Source organism: Vibrio frigidus, assembly GCF_042465995.1.
In the GTDB taxonomy this organism is placed as follows: Bacteria; Pseudomonadota; Gammaproteobacteria; order Enterobacterales; family Vibrionaceae; genus Vibrio.
In genome coordinates this window covers 262,515-280,549 of record NZ_JBCDMC010000001.1, presented here as the reverse complement: position 1 = coordinate 280,549, position 18,035 = coordinate 262,515, and the positions used below count along the sequence as shown (strand labels likewise).

General features: G+C 41.6%; 16 protein-coding genes. 10 read left to right on the top strand and 6 right to left on the bottom strand.

Translation table 11 applies throughout. The annotated features are described in order from the left end of the window. Positions 1-163: 163 nt before the first annotated feature. The 5 genes from AACW90_RS01185 to AACW90_RS01165 all read right to left on the bottom strand — a co-directional run bounded on the left by AACW90_RS01185 (position 164) and on the right by AACW90_RS01165 (position 5,006). Positions 164-508 carry a RidA family protein gene (locus AACW90_RS01185; RefSeq protein ID WP_195705829.1) on the bottom strand — a complete coding sequence of 115 codons (345 nt, stop codon included), beginning with the start codon at positions 506-508 and terminating at the stop codon, positions 164-166. Between the two features lie 204 nt (positions 509-712). After that, positions 713-2,011: a TRAP transporter large permease gene (locus AACW90_RS01180; protein ID WP_275138124.1), complete on the bottom strand. Its 1,299-nt coding sequence runs from the start codon at positions 2,009-2,011 to the stop codon at positions 713-715. Continuing rightward, positions 2,008-2,532 (bottom strand): TRAP transporter small permease, encoded by a 525-nt coding sequence (locus AACW90_RS01175; protein ID WP_195705827.1) that lies wholly within the window; start codon positions 2,530-2,532, stop codon positions 2,008-2,010. Before AACW90_RS01175 ends, AACW90_RS01180 begins: the two co-directional genes overlap by 4 nt. Positions 2,533-2,537: 5 nt before the next feature. Continuing rightward, a complete protein-coding gene (locus AACW90_RS01170) occupies positions 2,538-3,563 on the bottom strand; it encodes a TRAP transporter substrate-binding protein (protein WP_390229624.1) in 1,026 nt (341 codons plus the stop codon). Between the two features lie 273 nt (positions 3,564-3,836). Further along, on the bottom strand, positions 3,837-5,006 hold the full coding sequence (locus AACW90_RS01165; protein WP_195705825.1) for a p-hydroxyphenylacetate 3-hydroxylase oxygenase component: 1,170 nt from the start codon (positions 5,004-5,006) through the stop codon (positions 3,837-3,839). Positions 5,007-5,244: 238 nt separating this feature from the next. Here AACW90_RS01165 and hpaA point away from each other — a divergent pair, with 238 nt between their 5' ends. The 6 genes from hpaA to AACW90_RS01135 all read left to right on the top strand — a co-directional run bounded on the left by hpaA (position 5,245) and on the right by AACW90_RS01135 (position 12,336). Continuing rightward, the gene (gene hpaA / locus AACW90_RS01160; protein WP_390229620.1) at positions 5,245-6,141 is read left to right on the top strand and encodes a 4-hydroxyphenylacetate catabolism regulatory protein HpaA; all 897 of its coding nucleotides are present in this window, start codon (positions 5,245-5,247) and stop codon (positions 6,139-6,141) included. A gap of 32 nt (positions 6,142-6,173) precedes the next feature. Continuing rightward, entirely contained in the window at positions 6,174-6,599 is a 426-nt protein-coding gene (hpaR, locus tag AACW90_RS01155; RefSeq protein WP_390229618.1) for a homoprotocatechuate degradation operon regulator HpaR, read from the top strand. Between the two features lie 288 nt (positions 6,600-6,887). Beyond that, on the top strand, positions 6,888-7,598 hold the full coding sequence (deoD, locus tag AACW90_RS01150) for a purine-nucleoside phosphorylase (protein WP_390229615.1): 711 nt from the start codon (positions 6,888-6,890) through the stop codon (positions 7,596-7,598). A 54-nt stretch (positions 7,599-7,652) separates the two neighbouring features. Continuing rightward, complete coding sequence (locus AACW90_RS01145; protein ID WP_390229612.1) at positions 7,653-9,122, top strand: lactate dehydrogenase; 1,470 nt, start codon at positions 7,653-7,655, stop codon at positions 9,120-9,122. 159 nt (positions 9,123-9,281) lie between these two features. Next, a complete protein-coding gene (locus tag AACW90_RS01140; RefSeq protein ID WP_390229609.1) occupies positions 9,282-10,760 on the top strand; it encodes a hypothetical protein in 1,479 nt (492 codons plus the stop codon). Continuing rightward, on the top strand, positions 10,753-12,336 hold the full coding sequence (locus AACW90_RS01135) for a GGDEF domain-containing protein (RefSeq protein ID WP_390229606.1): 1,584 nt from the start codon (positions 10,753-10,755) through the stop codon (positions 12,334-12,336). The genes AACW90_RS01140 and AACW90_RS01135 overlap by 8 nt, the downstream gene beginning before the upstream one ends. Positions 12,337-12,350: 14 nt before the next feature. On the opposite strand, the gene AACW90_RS01130 is transcribed toward AACW90_RS01135, so the two are convergent. Continuing rightward, positions 12,351-13,220: a DMT family transporter gene (locus AACW90_RS01130; protein ID WP_390230807.1), complete on the bottom strand. Its 870-nt coding sequence runs from the start codon at positions 13,218-13,220 to the stop codon at positions 12,351-12,353. Between the two features lie 171 nt (positions 13,221-13,391). Between AACW90_RS01130 and AACW90_RS01125 the strand changes: the two genes are divergently transcribed. The 4 genes from AACW90_RS01125 (at position 13,392) to nhaD (ending at position 18,013) form a co-directional block, all read left to right on the top strand. Continuing rightward, on the top strand, positions 13,392-13,802 hold the full coding sequence (locus tag AACW90_RS01125) for a DUF3302 domain-containing protein (protein WP_390229603.1): 411 nt from the start codon (positions 13,392-13,394) through the stop codon (positions 13,800-13,802). Continuing rightward, positions 13,802-14,932: an HlyD family secretion protein gene (locus AACW90_RS01120; protein WP_390229600.1), complete on the top strand. Its 1,131-nt coding sequence runs from the start codon at positions 13,802-13,804 to the stop codon at positions 14,930-14,932. The genes AACW90_RS01125 and AACW90_RS01120 overlap by 1 nt, the downstream gene beginning before the upstream one ends. A 260-nt stretch (positions 14,933-15,192) precedes the next feature. After that, a complete protein-coding gene (locus AACW90_RS01115; RefSeq protein ID WP_390229597.1) occupies positions 15,193-16,215 on the top strand; it encodes a GGDEF domain-containing protein in 1,023 nt (340 codons plus the stop codon). Positions 16,216-16,573: 358 nt separating this feature from the next. Beyond that, positions 16,574-18,013 carry a sodium:proton antiporter NhaD gene (gene nhaD / locus AACW90_RS01110; protein ID WP_390229593.1) on the top strand — a complete coding sequence of 480 codons (1,440 nt, stop codon included), beginning with the start codon at positions 16,574-16,576 and terminating at the stop codon, positions 18,011-18,013. The last annotated feature ends 22 nt before the right edge of the window (positions 18,014-18,035 follow it).

The window sequence follows — 18,035 nt, the reverse complement described above, 5'->3', positions numbered from 1 at the left end:
ATAAACGTATTGATAAATAGCAGAACACGCCTATAATTCGCGCTGATTTGTTGGCAAGACGGTCAAATTACTTTGGCATTATTTACGCTATACCAAATCAAACACTGCTATTTCTTAAGATAATTATCTTACCTACCCTACTGGGTAGGTTTTTTTATGCCCGTTAAACAGCGGCAACGACAGAAATTTCGACAAGTAGAGCTTCTCTAGCCATCTGCGCTTGGACACAAGCTCGAGCGGGTGCATGACCTTCTGGAACCCAGTTGTCCCATACTTCATTCATCTGAGCAAAGTCTTCCATCGTTTTAAGGTATATCGTTGCTGATAGCAGTTTCTCTCTTGATGAACCGACACTTTCTAATAACTCGTCTACTTTATCTAACATGGTTTCGGTCTGCTCTTTAATAGTTTTAGTCGAATCTTTTGCAACCTGACCACAGAAGTATACCGTACCGTTATGGATAACAGCGCGACTCATGCGCTGCTTAGTTTCTTTTCTTTCAATCATTTTTATACTCAATTCTAGATACAATGAAGGGGTGATAGTGTAAGGAAATTCACGTCAAAGATCAGCTTTAAAATGTCTGATATTGTTGTAATCGGTTATAGATCATTCTAAGCACGACCCGACCGTTATACCGCCTTTAAAAAGAAAAGGCTTTGAGCAAATACTCAAAGCCAATACAAACGAAACCATCGGATTGGTTGTGATCTAATACATCAAACTGGGCAATAGCAGTGCAATAGATGGGAACAGCACAATAATTGCTAACCTCACCATATCTGCAACCCAAAAAGGTAAAATACCTCTAAAGATGGTGCCTGTACTGATGTCTTTTACTAACCCTGAGAGAACAAATACATTCAACCCGACAGGAGGCGTAATCAAACTGATTTCCGTTACGACCACCACAACGATACCAAACCATATGGGATCAAACCCAAGCTCAACGACAACCGGGAAGAAGATCGGCACCGTGAGCAGCATCATTGACATACTTTCAAATACACAGCCCAAGATAATATAGATGAGCAGGATAATCCCCATCGCCACTATCGGAGACACATTTCCGACTTGGATAAGCTCGATTAACGCGGTTGGTAGGCCAGCACGGTTAACGAAATTAGACAGTATTAATGCACTAATCACGACAGCAAAAAGTGACGCCGACGTTTTGGCGGTATCAACCAGAATATCTCTTAATATGTCATAGCTCAGTTTTCTGCGATAAAGTGCTAAAAAGAAAGCACCTGAAGCACCGATACCGGCCGCTTCTGTAGGCGTAAATACGCCCGCGTAGATACCACCCATAACCAAGACAAAAAGTAACAATGTAGAGAAAATGCCCTTTAATGCCGTCAATCGTTCTTTCCAGTCTGAACGTTCACCCGGTGGTGCACTTTCTGGTGAGCGATAAACGACCCAACGAACCGTAAGCAGGTAAAGTGAAATACCTAGCAAGCCGGGAAGAAAGCCCGCAGCAAACAATTCACGTATGCTACTTTCAGTCAGAAGCCCATAGATAACCAACATGACACTTGGTGGTATCAAAATGCCAAGCGTACCGCCAGCAGCAATTGACGCGGCAGCTAAACTATCCGCATACCCATAAGCACGCATCGGTGGCATGGCGACTTTTGACATGGTTGCCGATGTGGCTAGGCTAGAACCGCAAATGGCAGAAAAACCACCACAAGCAAGTATCGTCGACATGGATAACCCACCGCGACGGTGCCCAACAAACGCATTACAAGCTCTATATAACTCAGCGGACAAGCCCGCTTTCGTCACAAAGTTCCCCATTAGTATAAATAGTGGAATAACCGACAAACCATAATCTTGCCCAGTATCAATGATTCGACGAGCGGCCATAGACATGGCCGCTGTCCAGTTATAGTCATTGATGTACCAAAATCCAATAAATCCAACAACCCCCATGGCAAAGGCAAGCGGTAACCGTAAAAACACCATAATGATAAGAATGGTAAAACCTACAATGGACTCCATCATTCGCTGTTACTCCTTTCTGATATCGGCGTTCCTGAGCGGAAGATTGGTAATCTGGCCATGTATACAACTGCATTCATAAAGGTAAGAAAACCACCAGCAAACCCTGTAATTGAGATTAGATAGGTCACGTAACCCAGTGGAATTTCTAATATCTCAGATACTTCTTCATACTCAAGAGAACGACCCGCTAATTTCCAATTCATCATCGCGACCAATACCAGCGATACTGCACAAATAAGGTTTATGACTGCTTGGCGAACGTCAATCCAGCGGTCTGGGAAATAGGCGTCGAGTAGATCTACGCAAATATTCTCTTCTTTCCAAGACACAAGAGGGAAAGCCATAAAGACCATGACAGCGAGTAGAACCTCAATCATCTCAGTTGAGCCATCAATCGGTGAATTTAGAAAATAGCGTCCGAAAACATCGAAAAATGTAATACCCATCATAAGAAATAAGCTGAGCGCAGCGAGGGTCTCCAACCCTCGCCTTACAGCTATCGAAACATTTTCAGCTATCATAATGATTATAAGCCTTTATTAATTTGCTCTTGGTAATAGTCGAATGCAGCAGGGCCATCAACCTTGCGTTTCTTCGCTGTTTTATACCAGTCTTCAATAATAGCGGTTGTCATACCTTTTACTTCTGCAACGAGCTCTGGTGAAGCATCAGTAAACACATGACCACCTTCTTTAGCTTTGGTATAAGCGTTATTATCGTAATCATCCATCATCTTACCAAATAGACGAGAGAGCTTTTCCCCCGATACCGCTTTAATTGCCTCTTGGTCTTTCTTTGAAACACCTTCTAATGCATCGCGATTCATGACAATGGCAAAACTTCCGCGGTACAAACCACCAGGGAACATAAGTGTATTATTGGCAACTTCCGCTAGACGGAAGCTACTTAGAGCTTCTACAGGTAAGTAAGTACCAACAACAACACCTTGAGAAAGCGACTCATACACCTTAGTGGTAGAGATAAATACTGGCGTAACTTCCATCCCTTTCGCAATGGTAGAGATAACACCACCACCAACCCGAATTTTCTTACCTTTTACATCTGCAAGGGTTTCAACTTTCTCTTTAGTGATAAGCTGACCCGGACCATGTACACCCATAGCCAATACCTCTACACCACGGTGTTCTTTGCCTTTTTTAAGGTATTTTTCATAAGTGTTCCAGTAAGCTTTCGATGCGAGCTCTGAACTTACACCTTCTTTAAAAGTAGGAATTTCTGGAAGCTGTGTTAATTTGAAACGTCCAGCCTTATGGCCGTGGAAAATCCACGTTACATCGCCAATACCATCAGTTACAACATCAATTTGTGATGGTGGTGGAGCCAAATCATATTCAATTTTTACAGTGACACGACCTTCTGTCGCTTCTTCAATCCACTTGCCCCACGTTGGCCAAACGACCTTATTTATCCCGTGATTTGGCGAAGCCCAAGAGCTTATTTTTAGTATTTTCTCTGGTGCGGCATTAGCACCTGTTGAAGCGAGTAACAGTAAACCAGTGCTTACCATAAGAGATATTTTAGATTTGATCATGACACTTCCTTGTTTTACTTATCGTCGTTATTTTATTTATATTCGTTATCTAAATATCACTTTTTAGATACAATTCGATAACATGTTAATAATCTATCAAAAGACATATAGTTAATATGTTAACAAGATCATGTTTGTAACATTTAGTTTACTTTTAATCGGTAGACTTTAGTCTATATACAATTGGTAATCGGTAATGTAAGACATTAAAAAAGCTCCACTTATTAACGGTGGAGCTTTGTTTATTAGAGCGAATAAAAATCTCTGATTCGATTACACCATCGTTGGGTCAGGTTCTAATCCCATCAACTCTCGCCCTAGAATTTGTGCACAAATATCATAATCGGTGTAAGCATGTGCACCTGTCATATGCGAATCACGGAAGAGACGTTGAGCTTCATTGTCTAGGAACCAACTCATACCACCCATCGCTTCAAACAAACGATCCACGGCTTGAATACACATCTTCACTGCATACGCTTGATTTGTGCGCCAATAGGTCAATGTCTCACGAGTTGGATATTCTTTACGCTCACCATGCTCTTTATGATCTTGCCACGTTTTTTCTAACATGGCGCGAGCCGCAAATATTTGATGAGTCGATTCAGCAATACGCATGAGAGCTGGCGTAGCAGTACCTGCATTCGCCCCCGTATAAGCGCGGACACGATTCTTGGTCTTCTCTTTGTAAGCAACCAACATACGCTCGGCAATGCCTAAGCTTATCGCTGCAAACCCGCAAGCAAAATACGGACGATAAGGGGTGTAAAAAATATCGCTATCTGGGTACAGACCAAAGCCTGCTGATTCGCCTTCCATCATGCCTTTCGCTGTCTCGATACGGTGATCAGGGATGAAAACATCTCTCAGTACCAATGTTTTAGTACCGCTCGATTTCATACCAGCGGCATGCCAGTCATCAGTAATTGTGTATTCATGTCTTGGTACCACACCAAAGCAGTAGACTTTGTTACCATCCGCATCAAGTCGGTGGAATCCGAGGATGGCCCAGTCAGCATGGTCGCATCCGCTGCTCCAGCGCATGTCTCCGTTAAAGATGACGCCGCCTTCTGTATTTTCTGTTTTACCAAACGGCGCGATACTACTGCTTGCTGTTGCATCCGGATTCTCTCCCCAAAATTCTTGCTGTGCTTTCTCAGAAAACATGGCCATTTGATGGCTATGCGTGGCAAGTAAGCTACCGCCCCATGCTGTACCACCACATGCACCAGCAATCGCCGCGACACAATCGGTAAACTCAGGTAACGATATTTCAAGGCCACCATATTTTTTAGGTTGAAATGCTCGGAAAAACTTAATTTCTTTTAAGAGACGGATATTCTCTTCAGGTGGTGTTCGATCCATTTCAGCTTGAGCAGCATTGGCTGCAATCGTAGGTAGGATTTCTTTGATTTGCTCTAATAATGAGTTTTCACGTTTCATGGTTACTTCCTTTTAATCTTGCAACTTACCCAACAAATTCACCTAGTGGGTCGAAATAAATAATTTTGGCTTCTGAACATTTGTTATTATCATGTTAAATAAATAGTTATAAAATGGACTAAGCACGACAACAATTGCACTTTTCGCAGAAAGTAATTAACATATTAACTGTTTTGTACAAAAATGTGATCTGACACGGCAACACGAGTTATTACTAAACGTGAATGGGAGTTACAAAGTGGCAGGAGAAATCCCTAACATTATTATTGGGCAAGTTTACGATCAAAAGTATGCAGATGCGGAATTACATTTTGAATACTTGGACAATTTGGCGAGCTTCTTTGGTCGGAATATGCCTGTCCATTATCACGACCGATTTTATCAACTGCATATTGTAATGGAAGGAAAAACGCACGTTCATTTGGATGATAAACACTATTCTTTCAAGGGTATTACGTTGTTTTTCACCCCTCCAGCGGTCCCCCACTCTTTTGTGACAGAAGCCACTTCTACAGGTTATGTCCTCACTATTCAACAGCAACTAGTTTGGCGGCTATTAGACATGGAAAGCGGGATAAACAATATTATGGTGGATCAAATGAAGCCATTTTGTACTAGGCTTGAAACAGACAATCCCATTTTAGATTTTTTGACTCACCTAAAAAGGGAAATGGATTCTGGCGCGATAATGAAAGAGCGTGCAACTCAATCTATTTTGCAACTTGTACTTATCGAGGTAATGCGACTTTCTAATAGTTATAAGAGCGAGACCAGAAACCGCAGTGTGGATGTCACCATTTTCCATAACTTTAACCACCTTGTAGAAAATCAATACCACCAACATTGGGCATTAAGCCAGTACGCAGACAGTATAGGTATCTCTGTTTCTAGGCTTAATGATATTTGCCGTCGAGTCAGTGGGCTTTCCTCTAAAAAGATCATTATTGATAGGTTGATGCAAGAAGCAAGACGCCATTTACAGTTCACACCAAAAAGTGTGTCTGAAATAGGTTACGATCTTGGGTTTAGAGATCCCGCCTATTTTGCACGTTTTTTTAGAAAATACGCTCAGATGACTGCAACGGAGTATCGCAATCATCTTCAAGATTCTGAATTAAAAACAACGTCTATTTAGAATTACGATCTAAAAGACTAGAAAGGTAAAACATGACAAAATTTAAAGACTCTTTGCCACTGCAGTTGATTAAAGCAAGGGACGTAACCCTTGATTACTTTCGCCCTGTACTGTCAGCAAATGACTTAACAGTCCAACAATGGCGTGTGATGAGAATCATCTTTGCTTACGGCGAAATAGATTTTACGACTCTCGCGAGTGACTCTTGTATATTAAGCCCCAGCCTAACAGGTGTGATCAATCGATTAGAAAAACAGGACTATGTTTGCAAAATAAAATCGGAAGTCGATCAACGACGTGTAAATATTCGTCTCACTGACAAAGCAGAAAAATTAGTGAACAGAGTTCGTATCGATGTCGATAAGCAATATGTGTTGTTAAAAGAAAAACTTGGTGACGAAAAATACAATCAGCTTACTGAATTACTTGAAGATTTAATTAATATTAGAGACAACTAATCCGTGAAGACAACAAGAAATGGGCAGTGTGCCACCTTCCGTTTTGAGGCGGTAACACTGCTTTAGTTGGCCTAAAAACAAAAGCAAATCGATTGCTCTCTCCCATTCAACAGATTTAGTTATCAAATAGTCCGATATATTAAAGTCACACAAATAATGTGACGTACATCACGTGTAGCTGATCCTATTGCCGCTAATATTCAATTAAGCGGACAAATAATTTCAACATAATTAGTAATTGATAAATGAGTTACTAATTTTATCCCCATTTTAATCGGAGAAATCGACATGGCAACCCCACATATTAACGCTCAACTAGGTGACTTTGCAGAAACAGTTTTGATGCCTGGTGACCCACTACGTGCTAAGTATATTGCAGAGACATTTTTAGATGATGTGAAGCAAGTATGTGATGTCCGTAATATGTTCGGTTATACCGGTACATACAAAGGCAAAAAAGTGTCTGTAATGGGCCACGGTATGGGTATCCCATCGTGTTGTATTTACGTACACGAATTGATTGCAGAATTTGGTGTAAAAAACGTTATCCGTGTTGGTAGCTGTGGCGCGGTTCGTGACGACGTTAAATTAATGGACGTTGTTATCGGTATGGGAGCATCAACTGACTCCAAAGTAAACCGTATCCGATTTAACAACCATGACTTTGCGGCTATCGCCGATTTTGGCCTGCTTGAAGAAGCGGTTAAACAAGCTCGCATTCAAGACGTCCCAGTAAAAGTAGGTAACGTCTTCTCTGCCGATCTTTTCTACACACCTGAAGCCGACATTTTCGGTAAAATGGAAAAGTTGGGTATCCTCGGTGTTGATATGGAAGCCGCAGGAATCTACGGTGTGGCAGCCGATCTAAATGCTAAAGCGCTAACGATTCTTACCGTATCAGACCACATTATTCGTGGCGAAAAACTAAGCTCGGAAGATCGTCAAAAATCATTTAACGATATGATGATGGTTGCATTAGAAACAGCAATCAACATCTAATTTAATCGCTGTCAGTGTTTGCTGACAGCTCCAGTATTTCCTGAGGGGGCGATCGTGTCTAACGGCAAACTACCCAAGGATGCAGATGGTTTACAACTCAACTTTTGTAAAACATTGGCGTGTGATAACTTTGGTTTGAGTGATGCAGAACGGTACGTTCTACAACACGTAAATCCTAAGCGTCCAACGATGGTTTGTCGGGAATGTGGTGCTTTCCCCCCCTTACTTAATAATCAAGAAGTCCTAAATGAACTGACGCGTCTACGCCAAGTTCATAGTGATGGACTTCCTGCTTGCCGCAGCAAAGAGTGTCATAATTTTGGTCTTTCCGTTCATACCCATAAAAGCCTCTATCACGCTTTTGGATATAGCGGTGACAGGCAACGTTATCGCTGCAAAGAGTGCCAATCAACTTTTGTAGACAAATGGTCCGGTGCTAACAACAAGCTTCAGCTTCAAGAAAATCTGCTCGGCCTTCTGTTTATGAGCTTTTCAGTCCGAGAAGTGTGCCGTAAGTTACAGATTAACCCTAAAACCTTTTATGATCATGTAGACCATATTGCAAGTCGATGTCGCCGCAAGTTAGCGATGTTTGACGCTCGCTGGGTAAACCACGAAGAACATTATCACCTCGCTTCGCACTTTATGCCGTTACAACCAAAAAGCAATAATGGTGTACTATGGTTCGCAACAGGTGAGGCTCAATCTGGGTATATTCTTTCCCAACATATCAACTACTCAACAGATGAAGAACCTACAGGTCCAGTGGATCATGACCCATATAGCTCTGCGGCTCGTTATGTTTCCCGTAGCTATCTGTCCGAAGCGAATGTAGATATTAGTGTGAAGTCACATGATTTACGCGAGCGCATCGATGAGAAATATCAGGTGATTCTTGCGAGAGGAAATGTCGAAGACCCTATGGGTAATATGACTCGTTTTGATTATCCGTCAAAAGGGGCGCTTATTCGCGCACCCTATACCTCATATGCGCATTTTTTGCATATCCTCGAGATGTGTAATGACGACAAACGTATCTCCATTTACCTTCCTCAAGACCCTGTGTTGCGTTCAGCAGCACTTACCCTATGTTTGAAAAAAATTCAGCGTCAAAATGTTGACCTTATGTACGTCGAAGAGGATGAAAGCTGGGATAATAGTAAAGCTATTGAAAAAATTGATATTATTCATATGGGTTGGTGGAAAGATCGTTGGGCCATGTCATTTCAAGAAAACGCAAGTAAGGGGATATGTTACTTAGCAGGTGACAACCCTTCGCCCGACCATTGGTTTCACAAGGCTAGCATACGAAACACCAAATTTTATCAAGATCGTTTCCAAACCTTATTTGGGAGTTTTATTAACGAACCACGCAGAAAACTGAGACCCGGTGGCATTCTGCCAATGTTGGATATATTCAGAGCATGGCATAATTTATGCTACCAAGATAAGGATGGGAATACACCGGCTCAAAGACTTGGATTAACCGATCATCCGCTGACTTTAAAGCAGTTGCTTTCCTAATGAGATCTCTGTTTACTATATAATCGCTTTGCTAGATTGTGAGTCGGCGCTAACTTTTATAGAAATGCGAATCGATTATTGTGTTTTAATTAGTGATTCCTGCCAAAGTATTCATATAATGAGTACGTTGTTTATGTAATTAACATCATGGACTTAGCCTTGGATAAAGCCCACGCCGTTCTAGAAAACGAAATCGAACAGCTCGCCTCACGAATTGAAGCCGAGCCTGAGACTGTATTGCAGCTAGCAAAACAGTCCTTAGTTAGAGCCGACCAAGTTTTGTACCCTGAAGGGGGTATCAAGACTGCGATCCTGATTTCTCGATGTTATTGGTACCTGATGGATTACACTCAGGGTCTCAAAGCGATTAAAGATGCCCACGCGAGGCTGAACCGACTCGATACTGATCTATTCCTTCCTGAAATTTTACATGTGCACGCCTTACAGTTCTGGGGCCAAGCAAAATATTACTCTGCTCAACAATTTTGGATAAACGCGCTAGAACAAGCCGCACTAGTTGGTGAGACTGTCATTGAGATTGAGAGCCTTATCGGCCTCGGAAATGTATGGCGGGTAACCAATGAGCATAAATTGGCCATGTCTACCCACTCATTAGCAGTCAATGTGGCAAACAATGCCCGCATAAACTGGCTTGAAGGCAAAGCAAGGATTTTACTCGCAAGAGACTATTATCTGCTCAACAACTATATCGCGATGCTTTCTGTATTAGATACTGCTGAAGAAGTGCTAAAGCACAATAGCAATGCCACTTGGAAAGCGGAGATATGGGAATACCGAGGGTTAGCGTTGCTCGGATTAGAAAGGGTTAAAAACGCAGAAGAGGCAACGCTCAAAGCGTATGACCTTGCGATGAAACACAACCTATTTTGGTTGCAAACTCAAGCTTACATTAACCGAGCGCGGCTAGAACTTATTCGTAATAACCTAAGTGATGCAAAACAGCTCTTAAGTAAAGCTGAAAAAGCGGCAAAAGAGTTCCAAGATGGTGATTTGCTCGCACAGATTTGCTACCAACAATCTGCGGTTGCAGAAAAACAAGGTGACTTTCAAGACGCGTTGGAATCCTTTCAAAAATATCGACGATACTCGATTAAGTTACTAAAAGATAAAACCAATAGACTCGGCTTGGATAAAGCTCGTGCATCTAAAAGGCAACTGGATAATCGCGCTCGTAAATTAATTAACCGAATAAGACGTCAGGTGGAATTCCATCACGGTGAAAAAGGCTACTCCAATTTAGTTTCAGAAACCTATTGGTGGGAGCAAATGGTTCTATTTAAGAGCGAACTAAAAGCATCGACTCATGCCATCATTCTCATTCAACATGACAACGCAGCGTACCTTGAAGTCTGTATTGAAATAGCGCAATGTCTCTGCAATCGAAATGACCTTATCTCACGTTTGAGTGAAGATAGGATTGGTATGTTAGTAGCCGAAAAAGGAGAACAAGCAGAAGCGCTTTTCCAGTTCATCCTTCAAACATTGAATAACTACCCTTGGGATCGACGAGGACTAACGGGTCAAATACCCGTCGCCGTCCTACACGACATACTTTCTTTCCCATTTACATTAGAGCAACTCGAAGATCAAGAGCAAATGGATAGTCAACATGGATAAACTTCTCAGTAAAGTATCCGATGCGGGTTTAGATCCTTCTTCTGTTACCGGTGAAGAAGCCATAATTTTCTGGGATCACGTCCGTAATCATGTTGCGGCATCTCAAAATGAGAAAGCACACTGCTTCCTCATAAGCGCTGAATACAGAAGTTTACTCAATCAACATCGACAAAGCATATCTGAACTCAAAAATGCATTAGATCTTTTAACGCTACCGAATGATGTTGAAGAGATCATCACAATAAAAACCAGCTTGAGTGAAAGGCTTGTCAATGCAGGGCTATATGATGAAGCCCTTAAAGAGTTTATTGATCTTTCCTCTCTTGCGGTGGAATACAGCTCGATAGATGAATATGCCATCGCGGTTTTAGGCATGGGCAGTCTGTGTGATGCTTATGGTGATCACGCGAAGGCTTATCGCTATTATCAAAAAATAGACAGCATTGATCATGCCATTAGTAGTCGTTCTTTAAGGCTACGCTGTAAACTCAATATGGTGGCATGCCTAATATCGCTAAATCGCATTACGTCCGCAAATGAGCTTCTAAAAGAGTGTGAAGAGCTCAGTATTTTAGTCAGCGATAAAGGGCTAGCCGGTCAGATCATTCTTTATCAGGCAAAGTTACTTAGTCGCCGTAAAGAGCATCATAAAGCGTTGGTCACACTGGCTAAGTCGTATTACTTAATTCACAGATCAAAGTCTCATTGGTTAGCGAATATGCTTCGTCTTGAGCAAGCTCACAACTTAACTGAGTTGGGTAAAACCGATTATGCGAGCATCATTCTAAGAAGTACGACCAAGAAGATCCAACAAACCTCATCACCTTTGTTATTACAAGAATTGTATGATTCTATGAGTCATGTTTTTCGCAATCAAGGTCAATATCAAAAAGCATTAACTTTTGAGAAATTGGGTTATAGAGTATCGACCGATTTGATCAAAAGCATCCCAATTACGGATCTTGGTTCCCACCAGTTGCGTCGATTGTCTCGCTTCGAGCTACAGCTAAAGCTCATTATGTCTGAACAAGAAAATAAAGAGCTAAAAGAGACGACTGAGAGCCAAAAAGATGCGGTTGCCAAGCTTCAACAAGACGTATTTACTGATCCGCTAACTGGACTACATAACCGTCGTTGGTTGGATGTAAAACTGAAAGACCTATTACTGCACGACACTCCGTTTGCATTTTTGGTTATCGATATAGACCACTTCAAATCAGTCAACGATGAACTTAGCCACCTAATTGGTGATAAAGCCATTGTATGTGTCTCTTCTGAGCTAAAATCTCACTTTAGATTTAAAGGCGCATCATGTGTGCGCTTTGGCGGCGAAGAGTTTCTCGTTATTTTAGAGCACGCCACCACAGAAAGAGCGGTAATGCACGCAGAGCACTATCGAGAGCATATCTATGGTTATGGTTGGAGTGCCATACTGGGTGAACGAGGGTTAACCGTCAGTATCGGTATTACACTACATCGAGATGGCGAAAACACTCAAAGAACATTCTATCGCGCAGACAAAGCGCTATATAAAGCAAAAGCTAACGGTAGAAACCAAGTCTGCCTTGAAGATTAATCCGTTTTATTCCATCACAGAAAGAAAAGAGAAATTCCAAATAACGCACCTAATGTGCCAATAATATTTTTCTTGGTTATTGGCTCACCATTCCACGCATAGATCATCAAAATAAACAACGGACTCGTCGCGATTAACGTTTGTGCTACGGCAGGATTAGCGTGCTTTAAGGCTATCTGCTGTAACCATAAAGCTAAAAATGTACCGACAAAGATAGCCGCTAACAGCCACCTTCTGTCTCTGCTTTTAAGCTGCTTCAATTTAGTCAACATCGAAGCCACTGGACGTTTTTCAACAAAAACCACCACCGCAAACACCACCATAACCCCGATGCTCAAACGGATCAGCGCGCCTAATAAAGGAGGAATATCTCCCGCGACCAACGCATAGTGAGAGATGACAACCCCTGTCGCCTGACATACACTCGCGAGCAACCCAAAACCGATACCACTAATAGAGGTTGGTTGATTATTCACATTGGGTTGAAAAATAACGTAGCTCACCGCAACTGTCGTGACAAAGACACCTAACCAACTCTGTCCACTAAGTGCACTGCCAAGCACCATCAAAGCCAAAACTCCAGATAAAGGCGGCGCAAGAGATTCCAGCAAGAGCGTTTTGTTGGCGCCTATTCTTTTCAGAGCCGCAAAATAAGCGCTATCACCAATAGCGATACCAATAACACCCGATATCGCCAGTATCCAAAAATGCGACGGACTCAGTACAAGTTCAGGAAGAGGCAATACCGGAAGAACGAACAACATCATAGTAGAAGCGGCGATACCTTTTACTATATTCATCTGCATCGCACTAAATTTGTGACTAAACTGACTATAAATCCACGTCGCTACCGCCCATGCCAAGGCAGCAAATATGGCCGCCATTTCTCCTACATATTGCAATAGAATCCCTTACTTTTATTAATTAAATCAATCATAAATATTCAGAAACATGACTATAATAACTATAAATGATACGGTTTTCTCTGTTAAACTGAAAATTAAACATAAACGTAACTTTAATAGTAAAGTATTAACAAACACAAGGAATAGACAATGCTTGAGACCGTGGCGCTAGTTATACTGGTGTGTGTTGTTTTGATTATTTTTTACGGAATTATCGTTATACACGATATCCCTTATGAAATAGCCAAAGAAAGAAATCACCCTCATCAAGATGCCATCCACATATCTGGTTGGGTAAGTCTATTCACTTTACATGTGTTATGGCCTTTTTTGTGGATATGGGCAACGCTATGGAGAGAAGATCGAGGTTGGGGTTTTACCAAACTCATTGAAGAGCAACACGACCTAGAACATAAGATCACAATGTTGTCCGATCAAATAGCAACCCTTCAAAACCAAGTGAGTCAATTGCAAAACGATAAAAACACTCCGAAGACAATGCCAGCTATAGATCCTACTATTCAAGAAAGTAATAATACAAATCAGGAGCAGTCTAACTGATGGAAATACTACTGATACTGACTTATACCGCATTGTGTATTGCGATATTCAAGATATTCAAAATTCCTCAAAATAAATGGACCATTCCAACGGCGGGACTCGGTGGCATCGTTATAGTCGGCTTTCTTACTCTAGCGATGAACTATAACCACCCGTTTACTTCTACAGGCGGTCAAGTCTTTACCACTACTCCAATCGTGTCTAGTGTGCGAGGTAAAGTTATTGAGGTTCCTATTGAAGCCAATAAGCCGATCAAGAAAGGAGACATCCTTTTCAAAATAGATCCAACGCCATTTGAAGCAGATGTCATCAACAAGCTTGCCCAATTAGCAGCAGCAGAACAGAACGTCTTGCAACTGGAAGCCATTTATCGTGGTGCGCAGGCAACAAGTCTCCAAGCCGCCGCACAACGAGATAAACTTGATAGAGAATACAAAAGATACGCTGCTGGCTATAAAAAAGGCGCATTCACCGCTCAACAAGTTGATACTCGTCGCCAATCTTATTTGGCTTCAGAAGCCGCATTACTCGCCGCTAAAGCAAGTGAAAGCCAAGCAAAACTAGCTTTCGAATCACAAATAAACGGCGTGAACACCACTGTCGCCAGCGCACAATCTGAGTTGGAACAATCTCAGTTCAAACTCGACGAAACAGTTGTACTCGCTCCTACAGACGGCTATGTATCCCAAGTAGCATTAAGGCCTGGCATGATGGCAGTACCATTGCCGTTGGTTCCTGTAATGACATTTGTCCACTCTGAGGAGAAATTTTATATTGGAGCATTTAGACAAAACGCATCACAGCGATTAAAACCAGGATATGAAGCTGATTTTATATTTCGCGCCTTGCCAGGCAGAGTATTCCAAGGTGAAGTCATCGAAATGTTACCCGCAATTGCAGAAGGGCAAGTACAAGCTAACGGTTCATTAATCAGTAGCGAAACGTTGAATACTGCGGGTCGACTATTAGTTAAACTGAAGGTCCACGATGACCTGTCCGAATTTAATCTACCACTTGGTAGTGCCGCGGAAATTGCTGTTTATTCAGAGCACCTAGAGCATGTTTCAATGATGCGGAAAATTTTAATTCGTATGAAAAGTTGGCAAAACTATTTGTACCTAGATCACTAAACTATTTTTCAGTCATTCTTGAATGTATTGTGTTAATAAATCCGCTTGTATCAAGCGGATTTATTTGCCCTAAATTAGGGATAGTTAGACATGTCAGTAACAAAACTATTCGTAAGTATCATTAATAAAGTAGTAATCCATTTGAAGGTGACTTTTTTTCGAGTTTATTGGTCATCAAACAGGACACTATTGTATAAATTCGCTAACATAAAGAATAATGATACAAATTTATAATTACCTCGAATCAGTTTGGTTAAAAAATGACTAAAGAAGACTTCCAAAAAGCGGCTGAAATACTCAGGACCGCAGTACCTCTAATGATCAAACATCAGGTACCGACAACACCACCAAATTATGCTTTGTGGTACACCTATGTTGAAGAAACGCAACCAAAGCTTAATGTTGAACTAGATGAGATCATCGCTGAGTACGGCATTTGTCTCCCAAGTCACAATAAAAGCCTTTATAAAAGATACATCGCAGGGAAAACAGAATCCGATATACACGAGTTAAGGTCTAACCTAGAGATTCTGGTTAACGAGATCTTTCTTTCCATGAAAGACACCCTTGCCGATACAAGTTCGTTTGAGAAATCGATTGAAAGAAGTTTCTCCAATCTCGAGAAAATTGATCACGAAGGGCTAACATTCGATGAACTGCTGTCACTTGTTAGAAAGTTTGTTAATGAATCAGAAGCAATAAGAAGTTCTACTAGCCACTTCAACGAGCAACTTAATACCGCAAGTTCAGAGATATCCAACCTGCGAGAAAAATTGGAAAAAGTTCAAAAAGACGCACTTCACGATAGTCTGTCCGGGCTTTTGAACCGAGGTGCTTTTGATAAAGATATCGCCGCCTATTGTGCTTCAGAACAATCCTATCCTCTCTGCTTAGTTCTAATCGATATCGATAGCTTTAAGAGTTTAAACGATGACTATGGCCATGTATTTGGTGATACGGTGATTAAAGCCATCGCAAAACGACTACAATCTAGCTGTAGAGATGGCATTGCCGCTTACCGTTATGGTGGCGAAGAGTTTGCCCTACTTATACCAAATAAACCACTTAGAATCGCTAGGCAATTTGCTGAGACCGTTCGTCGCTCTATAGAACGAATCTCCGTCAAAGATAAACGTTCAGGTGAGCAAGTTAAAAATATTTCGGCTTCTTTTGGGGTTGCTCAATTCGAAGAGACAGAAAGCCCTATCTCTTTAATAGATAGTGCAGACCAACAACTGTATAAAGCGAAAAGCTTAGGCAAAAATAGAGTCATGCCTATCTAAACGTTTTGTTACGTCATTAAAGAGCCTACTTATGGCTCTTTTTTTGTACCCGCTTGACAATAAAGATATAGCAGGTAATAACACCACACTATCTACTTCCGAATAAAGGTTGTTCATATAGCCAATAATACGACATCCACCCATTTAATTCACAACAACAATCATTCCTCATCCCGTATAGAATTGAGATAGGTTGGCGACCAAAGAGTTGAAACTTAACGGACTAATGTCACAATTTAGACCATTGTTAACAAACTATTTCTTTTTATTCCTATTAGTTAGCGTTTTTTCTCCTGACGTTGTTGTTTCATTGTCTAAACTAGAATTAAAGTATTTTATGATGGAGTCAGTGGAACTTATGAAACTAAAACCAACATCTTTTTTCATCCTCTTTTATTTCATTTCTCTTTCTACCAGTGCAGCAGAATCAACTGGTCATGTTATTGAAGGATTAACTTCATCAACCGTTGGCTATGCCTCTTTAATTATATTTGCGATAGCTTACAGCTTAGTCATGGCGGAAGAGTACCTACAGCTGAGAAAGTCAAAACCTGTGTTACTGGCTGCAGGCCTAATCTGGATAATGATCGGTTATGTCTATCAACAACATGGTCAAATAGAAGTCGCCAAGCAAGCAATAGAACACAACTTGTTAGAGTACGCAGAACTCTTGCTATTCTTATTAGTGGCTATGACCTACATCAGTGCGATGGAAGAGAGACGCCTATTTGATGTACTACGGTCATGGATGGTCGGGAAAGGTTTCAATCTTAGAACACTTTTTTGGTTAACGGGGATCCTGTCATTTTTCATATCTCCTATCGCAGATAATTTAACCACAGCCTTGCTGATGTGTGCTGTTGTAATGAAAGTGGGTGGGAATAACACTAAATTTATCAACATTGCCTGTATCAACATAGTCGTCGCAGCAAACGCAGGTGGTGCATTCAGCCCTTTCGGCGATATCACTACTCTGATGGTGTGGCAGGCTGGTTTAGTCTCGTTCTCGCAATTTTTAGCACTCTTTATTCCTTCCGTTGCCAACTATCTCATCCCGGCTCTGGTGATGTCCTATTTTGTTCCGAAAGATCAGCCAGAAGCCATTCATGAATACGTTGAACTGAAAAGAGGTGGGAAACGAATCGTTGGCCTATTCTTACTCACCATTTTAACGGCGGTAGGTTTTCATGGCCTCTTACACTTTCCTCCAGTGATAGGCATGATGATGGGCCTTGCCTATCTACAATTTTTTGGATTTTTCTTACGCAAGACACTGCCCGCTTCTATCGCTAGAAAAAAAGCCAAAGCCGTTGCTGCGCATGATGAAGCAGCACTGAAAAGGTTAGGTTCAATTATTCCATTCGATGTATTCAGGCGAGTTTCTCATGCCGAGTGGGACACACTTCTGTTCTTCTATGGCGTAGTCATGAGTGTCGGAGGTTTGAGCATACTTGGCTATCTAGGCTTAGTCTCCGATATCATGTATAACCAATGGGATCCTGTTTGGGCTAATGTGGTCGTTGGATTACTCTCTGCCGTAGTCGATAACATTCCCGTCATGTTCGCTGTACTCACCATGGACCCAGACATGTCTTTAGGAAACTGGTTGCTTGTGACACTAACCGCCGGCGTAGGTGGTAGCCTACTTTCCATCGGATCAGCAGCAGGCGTTGCCTTAATGGGAGCCGCTCACGGCAAATACACCTTCTTTGGGCACCTAAAATGGACACCGATAATTGCTATCGGATACGTAGCCAGTATTGGCTTACATCTATTGATTAACAGTGCAAGTTTCTAATGCACTGAGCGATGAAGTAGGT